Below are 16,243 nucleotides of genomic sequence, written 5' to 3' on the forward strand. Positions count from 1 at the left end.
GGCGGCGGGCCGCGCTTGCCTCTGCGCGCCCTTCGCGTTTAGCTTTGCCCGAGATCACAAGGGAGAGCCGCATGGCGCGCAAGATCATCATCGACACCGATCCCGGCCAGGACGATGCCGTGGCCATCCTTCTGGCCCTTGCCAGCCCCGAGCTTGAGGTTCTGGGTCTGAGCATCGTCGCAGGCAATGTCCCCCTCGCCCTGACCGCCCGCAATGCGCTCAAGATCTGCGAGCTCGCCGGGCGTGCCGATCTGCCGGTCTATGCGGGCTGTGATCGCCCGCTCAAGCGCCCGCTTGTCACCGCCGAAGAGGTCCATGGCAAAAGCGGGCTCGACGGCGTCGAGCTGCCCGAGCCGCAGATGGCGCTTCAGCCCCAGCACGCTGTCGATTTCCTGATCGAGACCCTGCGCCGCGAAGCGCCGGGCACGGTCACGCTGGTGCCAATCGGCCCTTTGACGAATATCGCCACCGCCTTCGCGCGTGCGCCCGAGATCGTCGATCGCGTGCAGGAAATCGTCCTGATGGGCGGCGCCTATTTCGAGGTCGGCAATATAACCCCGACCGCCGAGTTCAACATCTATGTCGATCCCGAGGCCGCCGATCTCGTCTTCAAATCAGGCGCGCCGCTGACCGTGCTGCCGCTGGATGTCACCCATAAGGCGCTGACCAGCCGCGACTGGATCGAGGGCATGAGAAAACTCGGTCGGCTCGGACAGGCGGTCGCGAGCTGGACCGATTTCTTCGAGCGTTACGATAAAGAGAAATACGGCAGCAAAGGCGCGCCGCTGCATGATCCCTGCACCATCGGTTATCTGCTGCGTCCGGATTTCTTCGCGGGCCGCTTCATCAATGTCGTGATCGAGACGCAGGGCGAGTTCACCAGTGGCATGACGGTTGCCGATTGGTGGCGCGTCACCGGGCGTCCGGCCAATGCGAATTTCATCCGCGACATCGACCGGGACCGCTTCTACGAATTGCTGACCGATCGCCTGACGCTGCTGGATTCCGAAAACCCCTAGGCGGGGTGCCGATCAGGGGGCGGGCTGCGCGGGGACAGTTCCGGGCGCTTCGCTCGCACCCTGCCCATGCCCGGCACCGCCATGCGTGGCGCTGCCATTTTCAGCACCATCATGCGTAGCACCATCATGCGCGGAACTGTCACCAGTGCTTGGCACGGGCTTTGCGTCATCCGCGGAATGGTCGATTTTTGCGGGCTGCTCCTCGGGCACGCCCTCGAAGGGGCCTGCACCGGCCTCGGCATCGACCCGGGCGATCAGATCGGCGGTGACATCAATCGAATCGGCTGAGGCGAACAGCATCCGCTGATCGAGCACGGCAACCGCGCCACGCTCTTCCATCAGCTTGGCCAAGATGGGACGCGCGACCTGAAAGAACGCGCCGCGCTCGGTCTCGGCGCTATGCTGCAATTCACGGACCTTGGCATCCCGCTCGCGCCGGATCTGGACCACGCGCTTGTCGAATTCGTCAGCGCGCTTGCGGAATTCCTCGGCAGGCAGGGTCTTGCGCAGCTCGGCGAGCTCGCGCTCTTCGTTGGAAAACTGCTCGGCAAGCTCATCGTTTTCTCGCGCCAAAGTCTGGCCGCGGGTTTCGAGATCGGCCTGCGCGCGTCGGCCCCAGGCCGAATTGAGGAAGAGTTCATCCTGATCGATCGTCATGATCGGCAGATGCGCCATATCCTCGCCGCGCGGCACCACCATGGTCTGGAAGGGCGGCTGACCCACGCCAGACTGGTCCGCAGCCGGAGGCGCAATCACCTCGGAGCTGTCAGCGGGTGGCGGCAGCTGCGCCGGCGCCCCGGTCTCTTGCGCCGCGACAGAAGCCGCTGCGCCCAGAACCACCAGAAGCGCCGCCCCAAACCCGCGCATCAGAACTTCGTCGAGATCGTCAGGTCGAAGTTCTGCGCCTTGTCGTAATCCTCTTTCTTCACCGCTTTAGACAGGTTGAAGCGAAGCGGACCGATCGGGGTCGTCCAGAAGAGCGACGCGCCGACCGCAGCGCGCAGATGCATCTTGTCATCGACCCGGATGTTTTGCGCGCCAAGCGTGTTATCCAGCCCCCAGACCGAGCCCACATCGGCAAAGAGACCGCCGCTGATGCCATATTCTTCCGGCAGGCCAAGCGGGAATTGCGCTTCGGTGCGCAAAGCCCAGAAGAAGTTGCCGCCCAGAGCGTCCTGGTTCGGCGCGTTCAGATCGCGCGGGCCGATGCCATTCGGCTCGAAACCCCGGATCTTGCTGTTGCCCGAATAGCGGTCGAAGCGGCGGCTGCCCATATCGTTGAGCATATGGATCGCGCCCGCTTCGAATTCAGCACGCAGGGTGATTTCTTCGCGCCAGGCGTTGCTTTCGATCCCGCTATAAAGCGCGGTGGTCACCGATTTGATATCGCCGCCAAGCCCCGCGAAATCCTGGCTGAAGGCCAGTTTGTAGCGGGTGAGCGGGTCAAGTCCGACGATCCGGCTGTCATAGGTATAGGTATAGCCGACCGACGAGCTGAGATAGCCGCCCTGATCGAGATAGAGGATCGGCGACGAGCCGACGAGTTGGCCCGTCTCGGGATTGACATGGATCGGCTCGACGCCGGACAGCGTGTCCTTGCTGATCTTGTAGCGCAGTTCGAGCCGGCCGTTTTCCGAGACCGGGAACTCCAGACCGGCAAGCGCGCCGACGGTGCGGGTGTCGTAATCCGAGTTGAAGCGGTTGGTCGTGTTATACCAGACCTGGAAGCGGCCCTTGAGATCGCGCCCGAAGAGATAGGGCTCGACGAAGGTCAGGCCCGAGGAGCGCGTGCCCCGCCCGGTCGCGAAGGACAGGCTGACCTGCTGACCACGGCCGAGGAAGTTCTGCTCGGAGAGCGAGAAGTTGAAGCCCACGCCCGAGCTGACGCCATAGCTCGCGCCGAAGTTCAGGCTGCCGGTCGGCTGCTCTTCGACGTTGACGTCAACGATGACCTGATCGGGCGAGGTGCCCTGACGGCTCTCGACCTGTGCATCGGCGAAATAGCCCAAGGCGCGGATGCGCTCTGCGGCATTGCGAATCTCGCGCGGGTTGAAGGGGTCGCCTTCGACCGAGGTGAATTCGCGACGCACCACCTGATCGAGCGTTGTCGTGTTGCCCTCGATGTCGATGCGCTCGACGAAGACGCGCGGACCGCGGGTCAGGGCAAAGGTCAAATCCAGCGTCGAGCTGCGCGGATTGCGGGTGATGCGCGGCTCGATATTGACGAAATCGAGCCCTTTTCTCAGCGCAAGCGCCTCCATCCGGCGGATCGAGGTGTCGATGATCGTCGGGTTATAGACCTCGCCCGCCTTGACGCGATTCTGCGCAGCGAAATCGCTGGCATCGAGACCGGGGATCTCAGAGACGGTGTCAATGCGGTTGAAGGTGTAGCGCGGGCCTTCTTCGATATTGAAGGTGATGTAGAAGGCATCACGCTCGCGCGCGACCTCGGGCGAGATCGCCTGAACCTTGAAATCGGCATAGCCGCGCGAGCGATAGAAATCGGTCAGCAGCTTCTCATCGACGGCGGTGCGCTCAGGCGCGAAGGAATCGCGGGTGATGAAGCGGTGCAGGATGCCCGCCTGCTTGGTCTGCAGGACGTTGCGCAGACGCGAATCCGAAAAGGCGCGGTTGCCGACAAAGCCAATGCGCTGGATCTCGGTGACATCGCCTTCCTTGATCTCATAGACCAGATCGACGCGGTTGCCCTCGCGACGGATGATCTTGGCATCGACGCGCGCGGCCAGACGCCCTTGCGAGGCATACATCTGCGAAATCAGCTCGGCATCGGCCTCGGCTTGCGAGGGCGAATAGACGTGGCGCGACTGGCTTTTGACGACCTTGGCGAGCTGCTCGTCCTTGATGCGCTTGTTGCCTTCGAAGTTGATGATGTTGATCGTCGGGAATTCGCGCACCCGGATCACCAAGGTGCCGCCCTGCGGGACCAGCTCGACCGTCTCGAAGAGACCCGAGCCCTGCAGCCGCTGCAGCGCCGCATTCAGCTCGCCCGGCGAGACATTCTGCCCGCGCGGCAGCTTGGCATAGGACATGATCGTCGCGCTTTCGATGCGCTGCGATCCTTCGACCTTGATGCTGTTGAAGACAAAAGCATGGGCAGGAAAGGCAACCATGCTCACCGGCGTGGCGATCGCGAGCGCCGAGATCAGCGCCATCGCGCTCTTGCCGAGTCTGTTATCCGTCATGGCCGCCCTCATTCAGATTGTGCCGATTTCATCGGTCGGATTTGAGCCGATGGATACAGTTAATTGGTCCGGACTGTCAAAGAGAAGGCGCTCTCACCGGCAGAAAAGATCATTGGAGAGGCCAAAAATCATCAACGACAGCACCATGGCCAGCCCGATGAAGGTCAGCACATTGACCACGCGATCCGATGCCGGGCGTCCCGCAATCGCCTCATAGGTGAAAAACATCAGGTGTCCCCCATCCAGAACGGGAACCGGCAGCAGGTTAAGAAAGCCGATCGCCGTCGACAGAACCGCGATCCACCAGATGAAATTCGCGCCCCCCGCCGAAGCCGCCTGCCCCGTCGTCTCGGCAATCGAGATCGCGCCGCCGATATTGCAGCTACCGATCTGGCCGGTGACCGTGGCCCAAAGCCCCGAGACCGACGATGCGATGATCCCCCAGGTCTGGGTAGCGCCCAGACGGGCCGCCTCGAAAAGCCCGGCCGAACGGGTCGCGGGCTCGAAGAAACTGCCGCCGGTCACGCCGATCAGCCAGCGTTTCTCGTATCCGGTCGCCGTCGGCAGATCCTGCTCGCGTGCCGCAAGCGTGTAATCCGCGATCCCCGCGCCCTTGCGCCAGACCTGAAGCACCACGGGCTTGCCCTCTGCCGCGCCGACCTTGTCGCGCAGATCAGTGAAGCGGGTCACGGGCGTGCCGTCGACCGCAAGGATCACGTCGCCGGGCTTCAGCCCAGCCGTCGCCGCCGCACTGCGCGGCGCGATCCCCGAAACCACGGCGGGCATCGGATCGGGCCCTTTCACGACCTCTTCCTGGCCGTCGCGCAAAACCGTCCAATCCTGCACGGCGGCAATCGGCGCCGCCTCGGTCGCCGCGCCGAGATCTTTCCAGCTCGCGACCTTCTGCCCGTTCAGCGCCAGAATCTGATCGCCCGGCCGCAGTTCGTTGACCACAGCCTCGGGCAGATCGGCGATGCGGCCGACCTCGACGCGCTCGACCGGGATACCTTGCCACAGCGCCATCGCGCCGAAGACCACGATCGAGAGGATGAAGTTGAAGATCGGCCCGGCCGCGACCGTGGCAAAGCGCGCCCAAAGCGGCGCGCCAGAGAGCGAGTGCCGGCGATCATCGGGCCCAAGCTCGGTGCCGGCGCCCGCGCTGGCGGCATTGGCATCGCCAAGAAAGCGGACATAGCCGCCAAGCGGAATCGCCGCGACCTGCCAGAGCGTGCCATGCCGGTCGCGCCGCGAGATCAGCTTGGGCCCAAAGCCGAGCGAAAAGACCTCGGCCTTGATGCCCGAGATTCGGCCAATGATGTAATGGCCGTATTCATGGACGGCGACGATGATCGACAAAGCGGTCACGAAGGCCAGAATCGTCCAGGCAAAGCTGCCGAGATCCGTCAGAATTGCCATGTCTCAGCCTTCCCTTCCTGCTGCGGCCAGACGGCGCGCCTCGCCGTCCCAGCCCATCACCGCCTCGATATCGCGCGGGCTTTCGCCAAAGCCCGGCAGGGCGCTGGCGCGGGAGAGCGTCTCTTCGACCACCTCGGCCATGCCGGTGAAGCCGATATGTCCGGCCAGAAAATCGTCGAGCGCCTGCTCTTTCGCCGCGTTAAAGACCGCGCCCGCCGCGCCACCCGCCGCCATGACCTCGCGCGCAAGACGCAAAGCGGGCCAGCGGATTTCATCGGGCGCGCGAAAGCTCAACCCACCCAGCTCGGCCAGATCAAGCCGCGCGACCGGCAGATCCCGCCGCTCGGGCCAGTTCAGCGCATAGCCGATCGCATGGCGCATGTCGGGCATCCCAAGATGCGCGACCGAGCCGCCGTCACGGAAGGACACCATGGCATGGATGATCGACTGCGGATGGATCAGCACCTTGACCCGCTCTGGCGCGATCATGAAAAACTCGCGCGCTTCAATCACTTCCAGCGCCTTGTTGAACATGCTGGCGCTGTCGATGGTGATGCGTTGGCCCATCGACCAGTTCGGATGGCAAGAGGCCTCGGCGACGGAGGCAGAAGCGAGCTTTTCCAGAGGCCAATCGCGGAAGGCCCCACCAGAGGCTGTGATCGTAATCGCCTCGACAGATTCGAGCTTCTCACCATCAACCAATTGATAAATCGCAGAATGCTCGGAATCGACCGGCAGGATACGCGCCCCACTTGCCGCGGCACTATCCCGCACCAGCTGACCGGCAGCGACCAAAGTTTCCTTATTGGCCAGCGCAAGAAGTCCGCCGCGCTTGATGACCTCAAGCCCCGGCCGCAGCCCGGCCGCGCCGACAATTGCCGACAGCGCCCAGTCGCTTGGCCGCGCGCCCGCCTCGGCGATCGCCTCTGTCCCTGCGGCAGCCTCGACCCCGCTGCCCGCCAAAGCGGCGCGCAGCTCGGGCAAGAGCTCGGGATAGGCGGTCAGCGCGATCTCAGCGCGCAACGCGCGCGCCATTTCGGCCAGCCGGGCGATATTGCGGCCTCCGGTCAGCGCCACCGTGTGATAGGCCTCGGCGCCGCCAGCCCGCATGAGCAGATCAAACGCGCTTTCGCCGACCGAACCGGTCGCGCCGAAAATAGAAATCCGTCGCATGGATCAGCCCCCGATCTGCGGCAACAGCCCCAGCATCAACATGAGAAGCGCGACGATGAAGGCGCCGCACATCGCATCGAAACGGTCCATCAGACCGCCATGGCCGGGGATCAGATCCGAGCTGTCCTTGACGCCCACCCGCCGCTTCAGCCAGCTTTCGGCGATATCGCCCATCTGGCCGCAGAAAGCGAGCAGCGGCGCGACCAGCACAGCCGCCCAGCCGGTCTGGCCCAGCACGACCAGCACAACCGCAAGCACGATGGCGCCGATCCAACCGGCGACCGTGCCGCTCCAGGTCTTTTTCGGGCTGATCGCGGGCCAGAATTTCGGGCCGCCGAGACGGCGCCCGACGAAATAGCCCAGCACATCCGACAGCACCACGGTGCCGACGATCCACAGTGTCGTTTCGAGCCCCATGACCTCGCGCAGCACGACCAGCGAATAACCGGACAGCAGGATGCCGAGGGTGAAGACGAGATAGGCCGGACGCTCGTGGCGGTGGGTCCCGCTCCAGCCGAAGATAATCGGAATCACCGCAAGCAGCATCGGCCAATCGCCCGGCATGGTCAGCATGGCGAGCAGCGTCAGCCCGCCCAGAATGCCGATGAGCAAGGGATGGCGCGGGCTATGGAATTCGGGATGGCGCCAGCCGGTCAGCCGGGCCAATTCCCAGATCATGCCGCCGCACAGCAGTGAGACGCCGATGCAGAGCCAAATCCCAGTCGAGAAGATCAGCAGCGCGCCAAGCGCGATCAGCACCGCGCCCGAGGCAATCCTCGCGCCGAGATCGGACCAATTGGCGCTTGCGCCGCGCCGCCCCGGCTCCCCCGGTTGCGGCCCAAGGGGGGGATGGCGCTTCGGGGGCTCGTCACTCATGCTCCGCCGAACCTCCGGTCCCTCAGCCCGAATTTGTCGAGGATCGCGGCGAGATGATCCGGCGTGAAATCGGGCCAGAGCGTCTCGGTGAATTCATATTCCGAATAGGCGGTCTGAAAAGGCAAAAAGTTCGAGGTCCGGGCCTCGCCGCTGGTGCGAATGACCAGATCGGGATCGGGATGGCCAACGGTGTCGAGAAAATTGGCAAGATCGACCTGTTCATCCGGGCCGATTTCGCCACTGGCGATCTTTTCCGCCATCTTGCGCGCGGCCCGGTTCAGCTCGTCACGACCACCGTAATTGATCGCCACCGTCAGATTGAGCCCGGTATTTCCGGCCGTGCGCAGCTCGATCCCGTCCATCAGGCGGGCGAGCTTGCGGTTAAGCCGCTCGCGCGCGCCAATGAAGCGCATCCGCACCCCTTCGGCCGCCATGCTATCGGCCTCCCGCTCGATATAGCGGGCGAAAATCCCCATGAGACCAAGGACTTCCTCGGTCGACCGCTTCCAGTTCTCGGTCGAAAAGGCATAGATCGTCAGCCAGTTCACCCCGAGATCGGGACAGGCGCGGACCAATTGCTTGACCCGCTCTGCCCCGCGCCGGTGCCCGACAAGGCGAGGCCAGCCGCGATTGGCCGCCCAACGTCCGTTTCCATCCATGATGATGGCAACGTGACGCGGACGCGCCGTATCGCCGGATCCCTGCATCGCGCTGGCTGCTGATTTGCCCACGGATCAGACCTGCATGATTTCGGCTTGTTTGGCTTCAAGCGTCTTGTCGACCGTGCCGATCATCTTGTTGGTCAGCTCTTGAACCTCGGTTTCCCAGAACTTCTGGTCATCCTCGGCCATACCGGCGGATTTGGCTTTCTTGATCTGGTCCATGCCGTCGCGGCGGATGTTGCGCACGGCAACCCGCGCGCTTTCGGCATATTGGGCGGCGACCTTGGTCAGCTCGCGGCGACGCTCTTCGTTGAGCTCGGGGATCGGCAGCATGATGATCGTGCCATTGAGCTGGGGGTTGATGCCCAGACCCGATTCGCGGATCGCCTTCTCGGCCTTGCTGACCAGCCCCTTGTCCCAAATGTTGATCGTCACCATCCGCGGCTCGGGCACGTTGACGGTCCCGATCTGGTTGATCGGGGTCGGCGAGCCATAGGCATCGACCATAATCGGCTCGACCATGGTGGCCGAGGCCCGCCCGGTCCGCAGCGAGGCGAATTCCTGGCGAAGCGAATCCAAAGCGCCCTTCATACGGCGTTCGAGGTCGTCGGTGTCGATTTCAAAATCGTCGGACATGCGTAGTCATGGCCTCATGTAGTTGTTTCAAGCGTTTCTACCCGAGAGACGCCCGTTTAGCAAAGGATATGCGGGTATTTTAACCGTGAACGCGGGTATAGGTCCCGTCGCCGGCCAGAATGCCGCGGAAGCCGCCGGGCTCGTCCAGCGAGAAGACGATGATCGGCAGATCATTGTCCCGCGCCAGCGCAATCGCCGAGGCATCCATCACGCCGAGATGCTTCTGCAGGACCTCGTCATAGGTGACGGTGTCATAGCGTTTGGCATCGGCGTGTTTCTTCGGGTCCTTGTCATAGACGCCATCGACCTTGGTGCCTTTGAAGATCGCTTCGCAATTCATCTCATTGGCGCGCAGCGTCGCGGCGGTATCGGTGGTGAAATAGGGGTTCCCGGTGCCCGCGGCGAAGATGATGATCCGCTTTTTCTCAAGATGGCGCACGGCGCGGCGGCGGATGTAAGGCTCGGCGACCTCATCCATGCGGATGGCCGAGATCACGCGGCAATGCAGCCCCAGCTCTTCGAGCGCCGCCTGCATCCCAAGCGCGTTCATCACCGTCGCGAGCATCCCCATATAATCGGCGGTCGCGCGCTCCATCCCCTGAGCCGAGCCCTGCAGCCCGCGGAAGATATTGCCACCACCGATGACCATGCAGATCTCGACGCCGAGATCATGGACCGATTTCACCTCTTGCGCGATCCGCGCCACGGTCGGCGGATGCAGGCCGTAACCCTGATCCCCCATCAACGCCTCGCCCGAAATCTTGAGCAGAACGCGCTTATAGCTTGGCTTGTGGGTAGGAGATTGTTCTGACATCGCGCTCTTCCGTGGGCTGTTCCATTGCCGCGCAAAATGTCGCAAAGAGCCTCCATGTTCAACCGCAAGATAGGCAAATGCGCATGAGACCGCCGCAGGGGCTCTCTCCGGACCGCACGGTAATCATCGCCGGACCGACCGCCAGCGGGAAATCGGCGCTTGCGCTGGCCATTGCCGAAGCGCAGGGCGGCGTCATCGTCAATGCCGATGCGCTTCAGATCTGGTCGTGCTGGCGCGTGCTGACTGCGCGCCCCGGCCCCTCGGACGAGGCCCGCGCGCCCCATCGCCTTTATGGCCATGTCACGCCCGGGCGCAGCTATTCGGTCGGCGACTGGCTGGCCGAGGTCGCGGCTTTGCGCGATCAGGGCGCGCGGCTCATCATCGCCGGGGGCACCGGGCTTTATCTCTCGACGCTGACGCGCGGGCTTGCGGTGATCCCGCCGGTGCCCGCCGAGATCCGCGCAAAAGCCGATGCACTTTTGGCAGAGGGCGGGTTGGCGCAGATGGTGGCCGAGCTTGACGGCGACAGCCGCGCCCGCATCGACGTGCAAAACCCCGCCCGGGTCCAGCGCGCCTGGGAGGTCCTGCAAGCCACCGGGCGCGGCATCGCCGCCTGGCAGGCCGAGACTCCGCCGCCGCTGATCGCCCCCGAAAGCGCGCATTGCTTGGTCATGGAGGCCGATCGCGACTGGCTGGCCGACCGCATCGCCCTGCGCTTTCGCCAGATGATGGCGGCGGGTGCATTGGACGAGGTCCGCGCCGTGCTGCCCGCTTGGGATCCGCGCGCGCAATGGAGCAAAGCCATCGGCGCGCCCGAGTTGGTCGCCCATCTGCAAGGCAAGCTGTCGCTGGACGAGGCGGTCGAGCGCGCGATCATCTCGACCCGGCAATATGCCAAGTCCCAGCGGATCTGGTTTCGCGGCAGGATGCGTGACTGGCAGGCCATAACATCCGGAAGTTGAACGGTTTATCCACCAATTTGCACAATTGCCTCTTCCCTTGTGACACCCGGCGTCGCATCCTGAGCATCATCAGAATCGCCGCTTTTTTCACGCCATGCACGACGCATCTCGTCAGGATTATTGGCTGCCAGCCTGGGTGACCCGGGCCAGACAGGCCACGACCGAGGATCCGGTCATGTCGCGATTGCGTAAAGCTTCGGTGGCGGCTTCCGCGATTCAGGCGCCCGCGCGGCGCGACCCGCGCAAATTCGCGGCTCCCGACCCGGACGCGCCACTGCCCGCCAACCACGCGACGCCCCCCGTCGAAACCCGCCCCTTCAGCGCGAAACCGATTTCCAGCCTGCGCGGTATGGTGCTGCGGCGGCTGTCGGAATTCTCATGGGGCGGCGCAGCCAAGGGGATCGGAGGTTATGCGACACCAAAGGTTTGCGCGGATAGCTTCATATTCTGGTTGACCTCGGGCAGCATCCGGATCGAGCTGCCGCGTCAATATCGGATGCTGCGCGCGGGCCAGTTGATCTTCATCCCGGCGGGCACGGCGTTTTCGCTCTGGCATGGCCCGCTGGCCGAGGGCGTGGTGCTGAACCTGCCCGGCAATCTGCTGCGCCGCGCTGGTGTCATCCTGCCGCGCGACTTGACGCAAGGCGCGCCCCAGCGCCCCGATCTCGCGCCTTTGCGCGGCGCCCTGCCCCGACTTGGCCAGATCGGGCGCATCACTGACAGCGCCAGCCGCGAGGCCGCGCGCATCCAGTTCACGGTGATCGCCCGCGCCCTGACCCGGCTTGAGGATGAGGCGATTGAGAACCGCAATCCCAAGGATGATCCGCGACAGGCCAAGCCTCTGATGGACCGCTACCTTCAGCTGGTGCGCCGCGATATGGGCCGGGGGTTGACGCTGTCGGATTTCGCGCAGGATCTGGGGGTCAGTTCGGCGACGCTCGACCGGGCCTGTCGCTGCTGCCGCGGGCGCTCGGCGTTAGAGCTGCTTTATGAGCTGCGGCTTGAGCGTGCGGTATCGCTTTTGCGCAGCAGCCAGAAATCAGCGACCGCCATCGCCGCAGAGACCGGCTATGTCAGCCTGTCGCATATGGCGCGCGCCTTTGTCGCCGCCACCGGCCGGGGACCGGAGGCGTTTCGTCGCAGCGGGGAATGAAAGCCACCGCCCCGCGCCCATAGGCGCAAGGCGTCATGGCGCAACCTTATTCGGCGCGCGGATCTTCGGGCAGGTCGTGATCGGGCCAGCCGTCGAACGCGTCCAGATCAGACTCGCTGTCTTCGTCATCGAAGCCCGCCTCAGGGGAACGACCCCGGAAGCCCTGCGCAATCACGAATTTCTCTGACGAATCCGAGCGGCTTGCCGGTGGTTTGACATTGGCGACCTTGCGGAAATGGCGCTTGAGCAGCGTCTGCATCTCGTTTTCCGCGCCACCCGCCAGAACCTTGGCGACAAAAGTGCCGCCGGGCTCGAGCACGTCGAAGGCGAAATCGGCAGCCGCCTCGACCAGCGCGACGATGCGCAGGTGATCGGTGCCCTTATGGCCTGACGAGGCCGCCGCCATATCCGACATGACAACATCCGCGCGCCCGCCGAGCCAGGCCTTGACCTGTTCATCCGCGCCTTCGGCCAGAAAATCGAGTTGGTGGATTTCCGCCCCGGCAATCGGCTCGACCTCTTGCAGATCGACGCCGAGCACCGTGCCGACGCGCTTGCCCGATTTCTCGCCAAGCGCATTGACCCGGCCGACCGCGACCTGACACCAGCCGCCGGGCGCACAGCCCAGATCGACCACGCGCGCGCCAGGCACGAGGAAGCGGTATTTGTCGTCCAGCTCAAGGATCTTGAAGGCAGCGCGCCCACGATAGCCCTCGCGCTTGGCGCGGGCGACATAGGGGTCGTTCAACTGCCGCTCAAGCCAGAGCGTGCTCGACAGCTTGCGCCCGCGCGCCGTCTTGACGCGCACGCGCAGGTCGCGCTGGCCCCGTCCCGATGTCCCCTTGCCCGTGCGGCTGCCGCCACCGGGTTTCTTGCCTTCAGCCATCAGGCCACTCCGTTCACACTTTCGGGTGCAAGGACACCGTCCTTGACCATCTGGGCATATAGCAGCCCCTCGCGCAGACCGCGATCGGCAACCGACAGACGCGTCGTCGGCCAGATCCGCATCAGGGTCTGCAAAATTGCCGCGCCCGACATGATGAGCGCATGACGCTCGCGCCCGATGCGGGGATCGGTGCGCCGCCCCTCGGGGCCGAGCATCAGATAATCGCGGATGACCCGGTCGATCTGGGTCGAGGTCATGGTCAAGCCATCGACCTTGGTGCGGTCATAGCGCTTGAGGCCAAGATGGCTCGCCGCGACCGTGGTCACCGTGCCCGAGGTGCCGATGATCTGGAACCCCTCCTCGGGCGCGCCCGCATTCACATAGGGCGCAAAGCTTTGCAGCATTTCCTCGAAATGCCAGGACATCAGCGCGAAGCGGCCCTGATCGTCCTCGACATCCTCGAATTGATCGCGCAACGTCGCCACGCCAAGCGGAACCGAGATCCAGTCAACCACCCGCGCACCGCCGGGCACCGGATCGCGAAAGCCATCGGCCAGCCGCATGATCGCGCGCGGACGCTCGGCCAGTTCGACATCTTCAAGATCGATCCAGACAAGCTCGGTCGAGCCGCCGCCGATATCGACGACAAGCAATTGCTCGGTCCGCTGGCTGACCAGCGGCGCGCAAGAGATGACCGCCAGACGCGCCTCTTCCTCGGCGCCGATCACCTCGATCGGCAGCCCGGTTTCGCGCCGGATCATACGCATGAAGTCGCGGCTGTTGCGCGCACGACGACAGGCCTCGGTTGCGACAAGCCGCATCCGAGTGACCTTGTGGATGTCGAGCTTGCGCCGACAGACCTGCAAGGCATGGACCGTCCGCGCCATGGAAGAGCGCGACAAGCGGCCAGACGCCTCTAGCCCATGCCCGAGCTGAACGGGCTTGGAGAAGCTGTCGACCACCTGAAACTGATTGCCCCGGGGACGGGCAATCAGCATCCGGCAACTGTTGGTGCCGAGATCGAGCGCAGCATATAGCTCGCCCTCCTCGACCGGGCGGGTGACGAAAGGCTCAACCGGTGTGTTCGGGAACGCGTCCGCACCCGCGGGACGCTTGGGCGTCATGACACACGCCCTCCGATTTCAAGTTGTAATAAAGGTAACGCTCTGCGCGCGCAGCTTCAAGAGGTCAGCTTGCAGCTTGGCACACCAAAGCGCGTGACGCAGGGGCTTCCCCCTTGAAAGCGGATGGGCTAATCCCTCGACCATGATCGTGATCCTTTCCTCCCTCATTGGCGCCGCCCTTGGCTGGCTCCGCGCCACCAAGCTGGACGGCAACCGCGCCGACCACGTCCAATATGCCTTTGGCTTCGGTCTGGCCTTTTCCATCATCGGCCTGATCCTTACCGTCATCGTCAGCCGGTACATCTGATGTTCCGCCCCTTTCTCGACAGTCTGCGCCGGCATGGAGTGCCTGCCAGCCTGCGAGAATATCTCGATCTTCTTGCGGGGATCGAGGCGGGGCTGTCGGATTGGTCGGTCGAGGACTTCTATCACCTTGCCCGCGCCACTCTGGTCAAGGACGAGGCCCATATCGACCGCTTTGACCGCGCGTTTTCAGAAAGCTTCGCGGGGCTCGACGAGGTGCCGGTCGAGGCTTTGGTCAATGAGACCACGATTCCCAAAGACTGGCTGGAGAAGCTCGCCGAAAAGCTGCTGACCCCCGAGGAGCGCGCGGCCATCGAGGGCCCCGGCAGTTTCGAGGAGCTGATGAAGCGGCTGCGCGAGCGGCTGGCCGAGCAGAAGGGTCGCCATCAGGGCGGCAACAAATGGATCGGCACGGCGGGCACCTCGCCTTTCGGGGCCTATGGTTACAACCCGGAAGGCGTGCGCATCGGCCAGGACGAAAGCCGCCACCGCCGCGCCGTGAAGGTCTGGGACAAACGCGAGTTTCGCGATTTCGACGATCAGGTCGCGCTTGGCACGCGCAATATCAAGGTCGCGCTGAAGCGGCTGCGCGAATGGGCGCGCCATGGCGCGGCCGAAGAGCTCGACCTGCCCGGCACGATCCGCGCCAGTGCCGAACATGGCTATATCGACGTCCAGACCCGGCCCGAGCGGCGCAATGCCGTGAAGGTCTTGCTGTTTTTGGATGTCGGCGGCTCGATGGATGATCACGCCCGGCTGGTCGACGAGCTCTTCTCGGCGGCGAGGAGCGAGTTCAAGCATCTCGAGCATTTCTATTTTCACAACTGCCTTTACGAGGCGGTGTGGAAGGACAACCGCCGCCGCTGGAACGAGACCGTCCCGACCTGGGACGTGCTGAACCGCTTTGGCCGCGACTATAAAGCGATTTTCGTCGGCGATGCCTCGATGTCGCCCTATGAGATCGCGGTGCCCGGCGGCGCCTCGGAGCATTGGAACCCCGAGCCCGGCGCGCTTTGGCTGCGCCGCGCCCGCGAGACCTGGCCCGATCATGTCTGGCTGAACCCCGTACCAGAACAGCATTGGCGCTATACCCAGTCGATCGAGATGATCTCCGAGATCTTTGACGCGCGGATGCAGCCTCTGACGCTTGAGGGGCTGACGCAGGCGATGCGCCTTCTTGGCTAAGCGCCCGGCCCGCTGCGCGGTTTTTTGGGTATTTGGGTGATGAAGAAAGCGCGGGCGTTTTGCCGCAATTGACGCGGCCGGAGGCGCGGCGGATAATCCGGACATGCTGCGCTATCTGCCTTTCCTTTTGATCGGGCTTTATCTTGCCGCGATGTGGTTTTTCTCGGCCTGGCGGCTGAAGCAGGAGCTGCACCGGAACTCGACCCCGCTGACCCATCCCCGGCTGACGCCGATGCTGGAGCGTTTGGGGCGGGCGATGGATCTGCCGCCGGTGCGCGCCCATGTTTATGAGGTCGCGCAAGTCAATGGGCTCGCCGCGCCGGATGGGCGGATTTTCCTGACGCGGGGCTTTCTCGACAAGCTCGATCAGGGGCAGGTTGACGAGGCCGAGCTTGCCTCGGTCATTGCCCATGAGTTGGGTCACGTGGCCCATGGTCATGCCCGCAGGCGCATGGTCGATTTCGCCGGGCAAAATGCCATCCGCATGGTTTTGGGCACGATGCTCAACCGCTTCGTGCCGGGGCTTGGCGGTTGGGTCGCCAATCTGGTCACGGTCGCGATCATTGCTCGCCTTTCGCGCGAGGATGAATATGAGGCGGATGCCTTTGCCTCGGCGCTGATGATCAAGGCGGGGCTTGGGACCGGGCCGCAAAAGAGCCTCTTTCGCAAGCTCGATGCGCTGGCCGGGGGACGGGCGAGCCTGCCTGCCTGGCAGATGTCGCATCCGCCGACCCCGCGCCGGATTGCCGCGATCGAAAAACTTGAAGAAAAATGGCGAAGCCTTTGACTTGTCGCAGCCGGGCTTTCGCCTATTGTGACATCAAACCGCAC

At 64.1% G+C, this 16,243-nt stretch carries 16 protein-coding genes; 6 read left to right on the top strand and 10 right to left on the bottom strand.

Annotated elements, in window-relative coordinates; all coding sequences use genetic code 11:
• The first annotated feature begins 71 nt into the window (after positions 1-71).
• The gene (locus JCM7686_RS09340) at positions 72-1,019 is read left to right on the top strand and encodes a nucleoside hydrolase (protein ID WP_041527252.1); all 948 of its coding nucleotides are present in this window, start codon (positions 72-74) and stop codon (positions 1,017-1,019) included.
• Between the two features lie 12 nt (positions 1,020-1,031).
• Here JCM7686_RS09340 and JCM7686_RS09345 read toward each other — a convergent pair whose 3' ends face one another.
• The 8 genes from JCM7686_RS09345 to pyrH form a co-directional block, all read right to left on the bottom strand.
• Positions 1,032-1,886, bottom strand: coding sequence for an OmpH family outer membrane protein (locus tag JCM7686_RS09345; RefSeq protein WP_020950613.1), 855 nt, complete (start codon positions 1,884-1,886; stop codon positions 1,032-1,034).
• Positions 1,886-4,222 (bottom strand): outer membrane protein assembly factor BamA, encoded by a 2,337-nt coding sequence (gene bamA, locus JCM7686_RS09350; RefSeq protein WP_020950614.1) that lies wholly within the window; start codon positions 4,220-4,222, stop codon positions 1,886-1,888. Before bamA ends, JCM7686_RS09345 begins: the two co-directional genes overlap by 1 nt.
• A gap of 93 nt (positions 4,223-4,315) precedes the next feature.
• Positions 4,316-5,638 carry an RIP metalloprotease RseP gene (gene rseP, locus JCM7686_RS09355; RefSeq protein WP_020950615.1) on the bottom strand — a complete coding sequence of 441 codons (1,323 nt, stop codon included), beginning with the start codon at positions 5,636-5,638 and terminating at the stop codon, positions 4,316-4,318.
• Positions 5,639-5,641: 3 nt separating this feature from the next.
• Positions 5,642-6,811 (bottom strand): 1-deoxy-D-xylulose-5-phosphate reductoisomerase, encoded by a 1,170-nt coding sequence (gene dxr / locus JCM7686_RS24860; RefSeq protein ID WP_020950616.1) that lies wholly within the window; start codon positions 6,809-6,811, stop codon positions 5,642-5,644.
• Positions 6,812-6,814: 3 nt separating this feature from the next.
• The gene (locus tag JCM7686_RS24865; RefSeq protein ID WP_020950617.1) at positions 6,815-7,687 is read right to left on the bottom strand and encodes a phosphatidate cytidylyltransferase; all 873 of its coding nucleotides are present in this window, start codon (positions 7,685-7,687) and stop codon (positions 6,815-6,817) included.
• Positions 7,684-8,394, bottom strand: coding sequence for a polyprenyl diphosphate synthase (gene uppS / locus JCM7686_RS09370; protein ID WP_020950618.1), 711 nt, complete (start codon positions 8,392-8,394; stop codon positions 7,684-7,686). The genes JCM7686_RS24865 and uppS overlap by 4 nt, the downstream gene beginning before the upstream one ends.
• A 27-nt stretch (positions 8,395-8,421) precedes the next feature.
• Positions 8,422-8,985 (bottom strand): ribosome recycling factor, encoded by a 564-nt coding sequence (frr, locus tag JCM7686_RS09375; protein ID WP_020950619.1) that lies wholly within the window; start codon positions 8,983-8,985, stop codon positions 8,422-8,424.
• A 79-nt stretch (positions 8,986-9,064) separates the two neighbouring features.
• Positions 9,065-9,799 carry a UMP kinase gene (pyrH, locus tag JCM7686_RS09380; protein WP_020950620.1) on the bottom strand — a complete coding sequence of 245 codons (735 nt, stop codon included), beginning with the start codon at positions 9,797-9,799 and terminating at the stop codon, positions 9,065-9,067.
• Between the two features lie 77 nt (positions 9,800-9,876).
• On the opposite strand from pyrH, the gene miaA reads away from it, so the two are divergent.
• Positions 9,877-10,761, top strand: a complete 885-nt coding sequence (gene miaA, locus JCM7686_RS09385; protein ID WP_020950621.1) for a tRNA (adenosine(37)-N6)-dimethylallyltransferase MiaA — start codon at positions 9,877-9,879, stop codon at positions 10,759-10,761.
• 175 nt (positions 10,762-10,936) lie between these two features.
• On the top strand, positions 10,937-11,914 hold the full coding sequence (locus tag JCM7686_RS09390) for a helix-turn-helix domain-containing protein (protein WP_020950622.1): 978 nt from the start codon (positions 10,937-10,939) through the stop codon (positions 11,912-11,914).
• 46 nt (positions 11,915-11,960) lie between these two features.
• Here JCM7686_RS09390 and JCM7686_RS09395 read toward each other — a convergent pair whose 3' ends face one another.
• Together JCM7686_RS09395 and JCM7686_RS09400 are read right to left on the bottom strand one after the other, a co-directional pair.
• Entirely contained in the window at positions 11,961-12,800 is an 840-nt protein-coding gene (locus JCM7686_RS09395) for an RlmE family RNA methyltransferase (RefSeq protein ID WP_020950623.1), read from the bottom strand.
• On the bottom strand, positions 12,800-13,924 hold the full coding sequence (locus JCM7686_RS09400) for a Ppx/GppA phosphatase family protein (protein WP_020950624.1): 1,125 nt from the start codon (positions 13,922-13,924) through the stop codon (positions 12,800-12,802). The genes JCM7686_RS09395 and JCM7686_RS09400 overlap by 1 nt, the downstream gene beginning before the upstream one ends.
• Before the next feature lie 142 nt (positions 13,925-14,066).
• On the opposite strand from JCM7686_RS09400, the gene JCM7686_RS24815 reads away from it, so the two are divergent.
• From JCM7686_RS24815 to JCM7686_RS09410, 3 genes are all read left to right on the top strand, one after another.
• A complete protein-coding gene (locus JCM7686_RS24815) occupies positions 14,067-14,231 on the top strand; it encodes a hypothetical protein (protein ID WP_020950625.1) in 165 nt (54 codons plus the stop codon).
• On the top strand, positions 14,231-15,412 hold the full coding sequence (locus JCM7686_RS09405) for a vWA domain-containing protein (protein WP_020950626.1): 1,182 nt from the start codon (positions 14,231-14,233) through the stop codon (positions 15,410-15,412). Before JCM7686_RS24815 ends, JCM7686_RS09405 begins: the two co-directional genes overlap by 1 nt.
• Before the next feature lie 103 nt (positions 15,413-15,515).
• The gene (locus JCM7686_RS09410; RefSeq protein ID WP_020950627.1) at positions 15,516-16,199 is read left to right on the top strand and encodes a M48 family metallopeptidase; all 684 of its coding nucleotides are present in this window, start codon (positions 15,516-15,518) and stop codon (positions 16,197-16,199) included.
• The last annotated feature ends 44 nt before the right edge of the window (positions 16,200-16,243 follow it).

The organism is Paracoccus aminophilus JCM 7686, assembly GCF_000444995.1.
GTDB lineage: Bacteria > Pseudomonadota > Alphaproteobacteria > Rhodobacterales > Rhodobacteraceae > Paracoccus > Paracoccus aminophilus.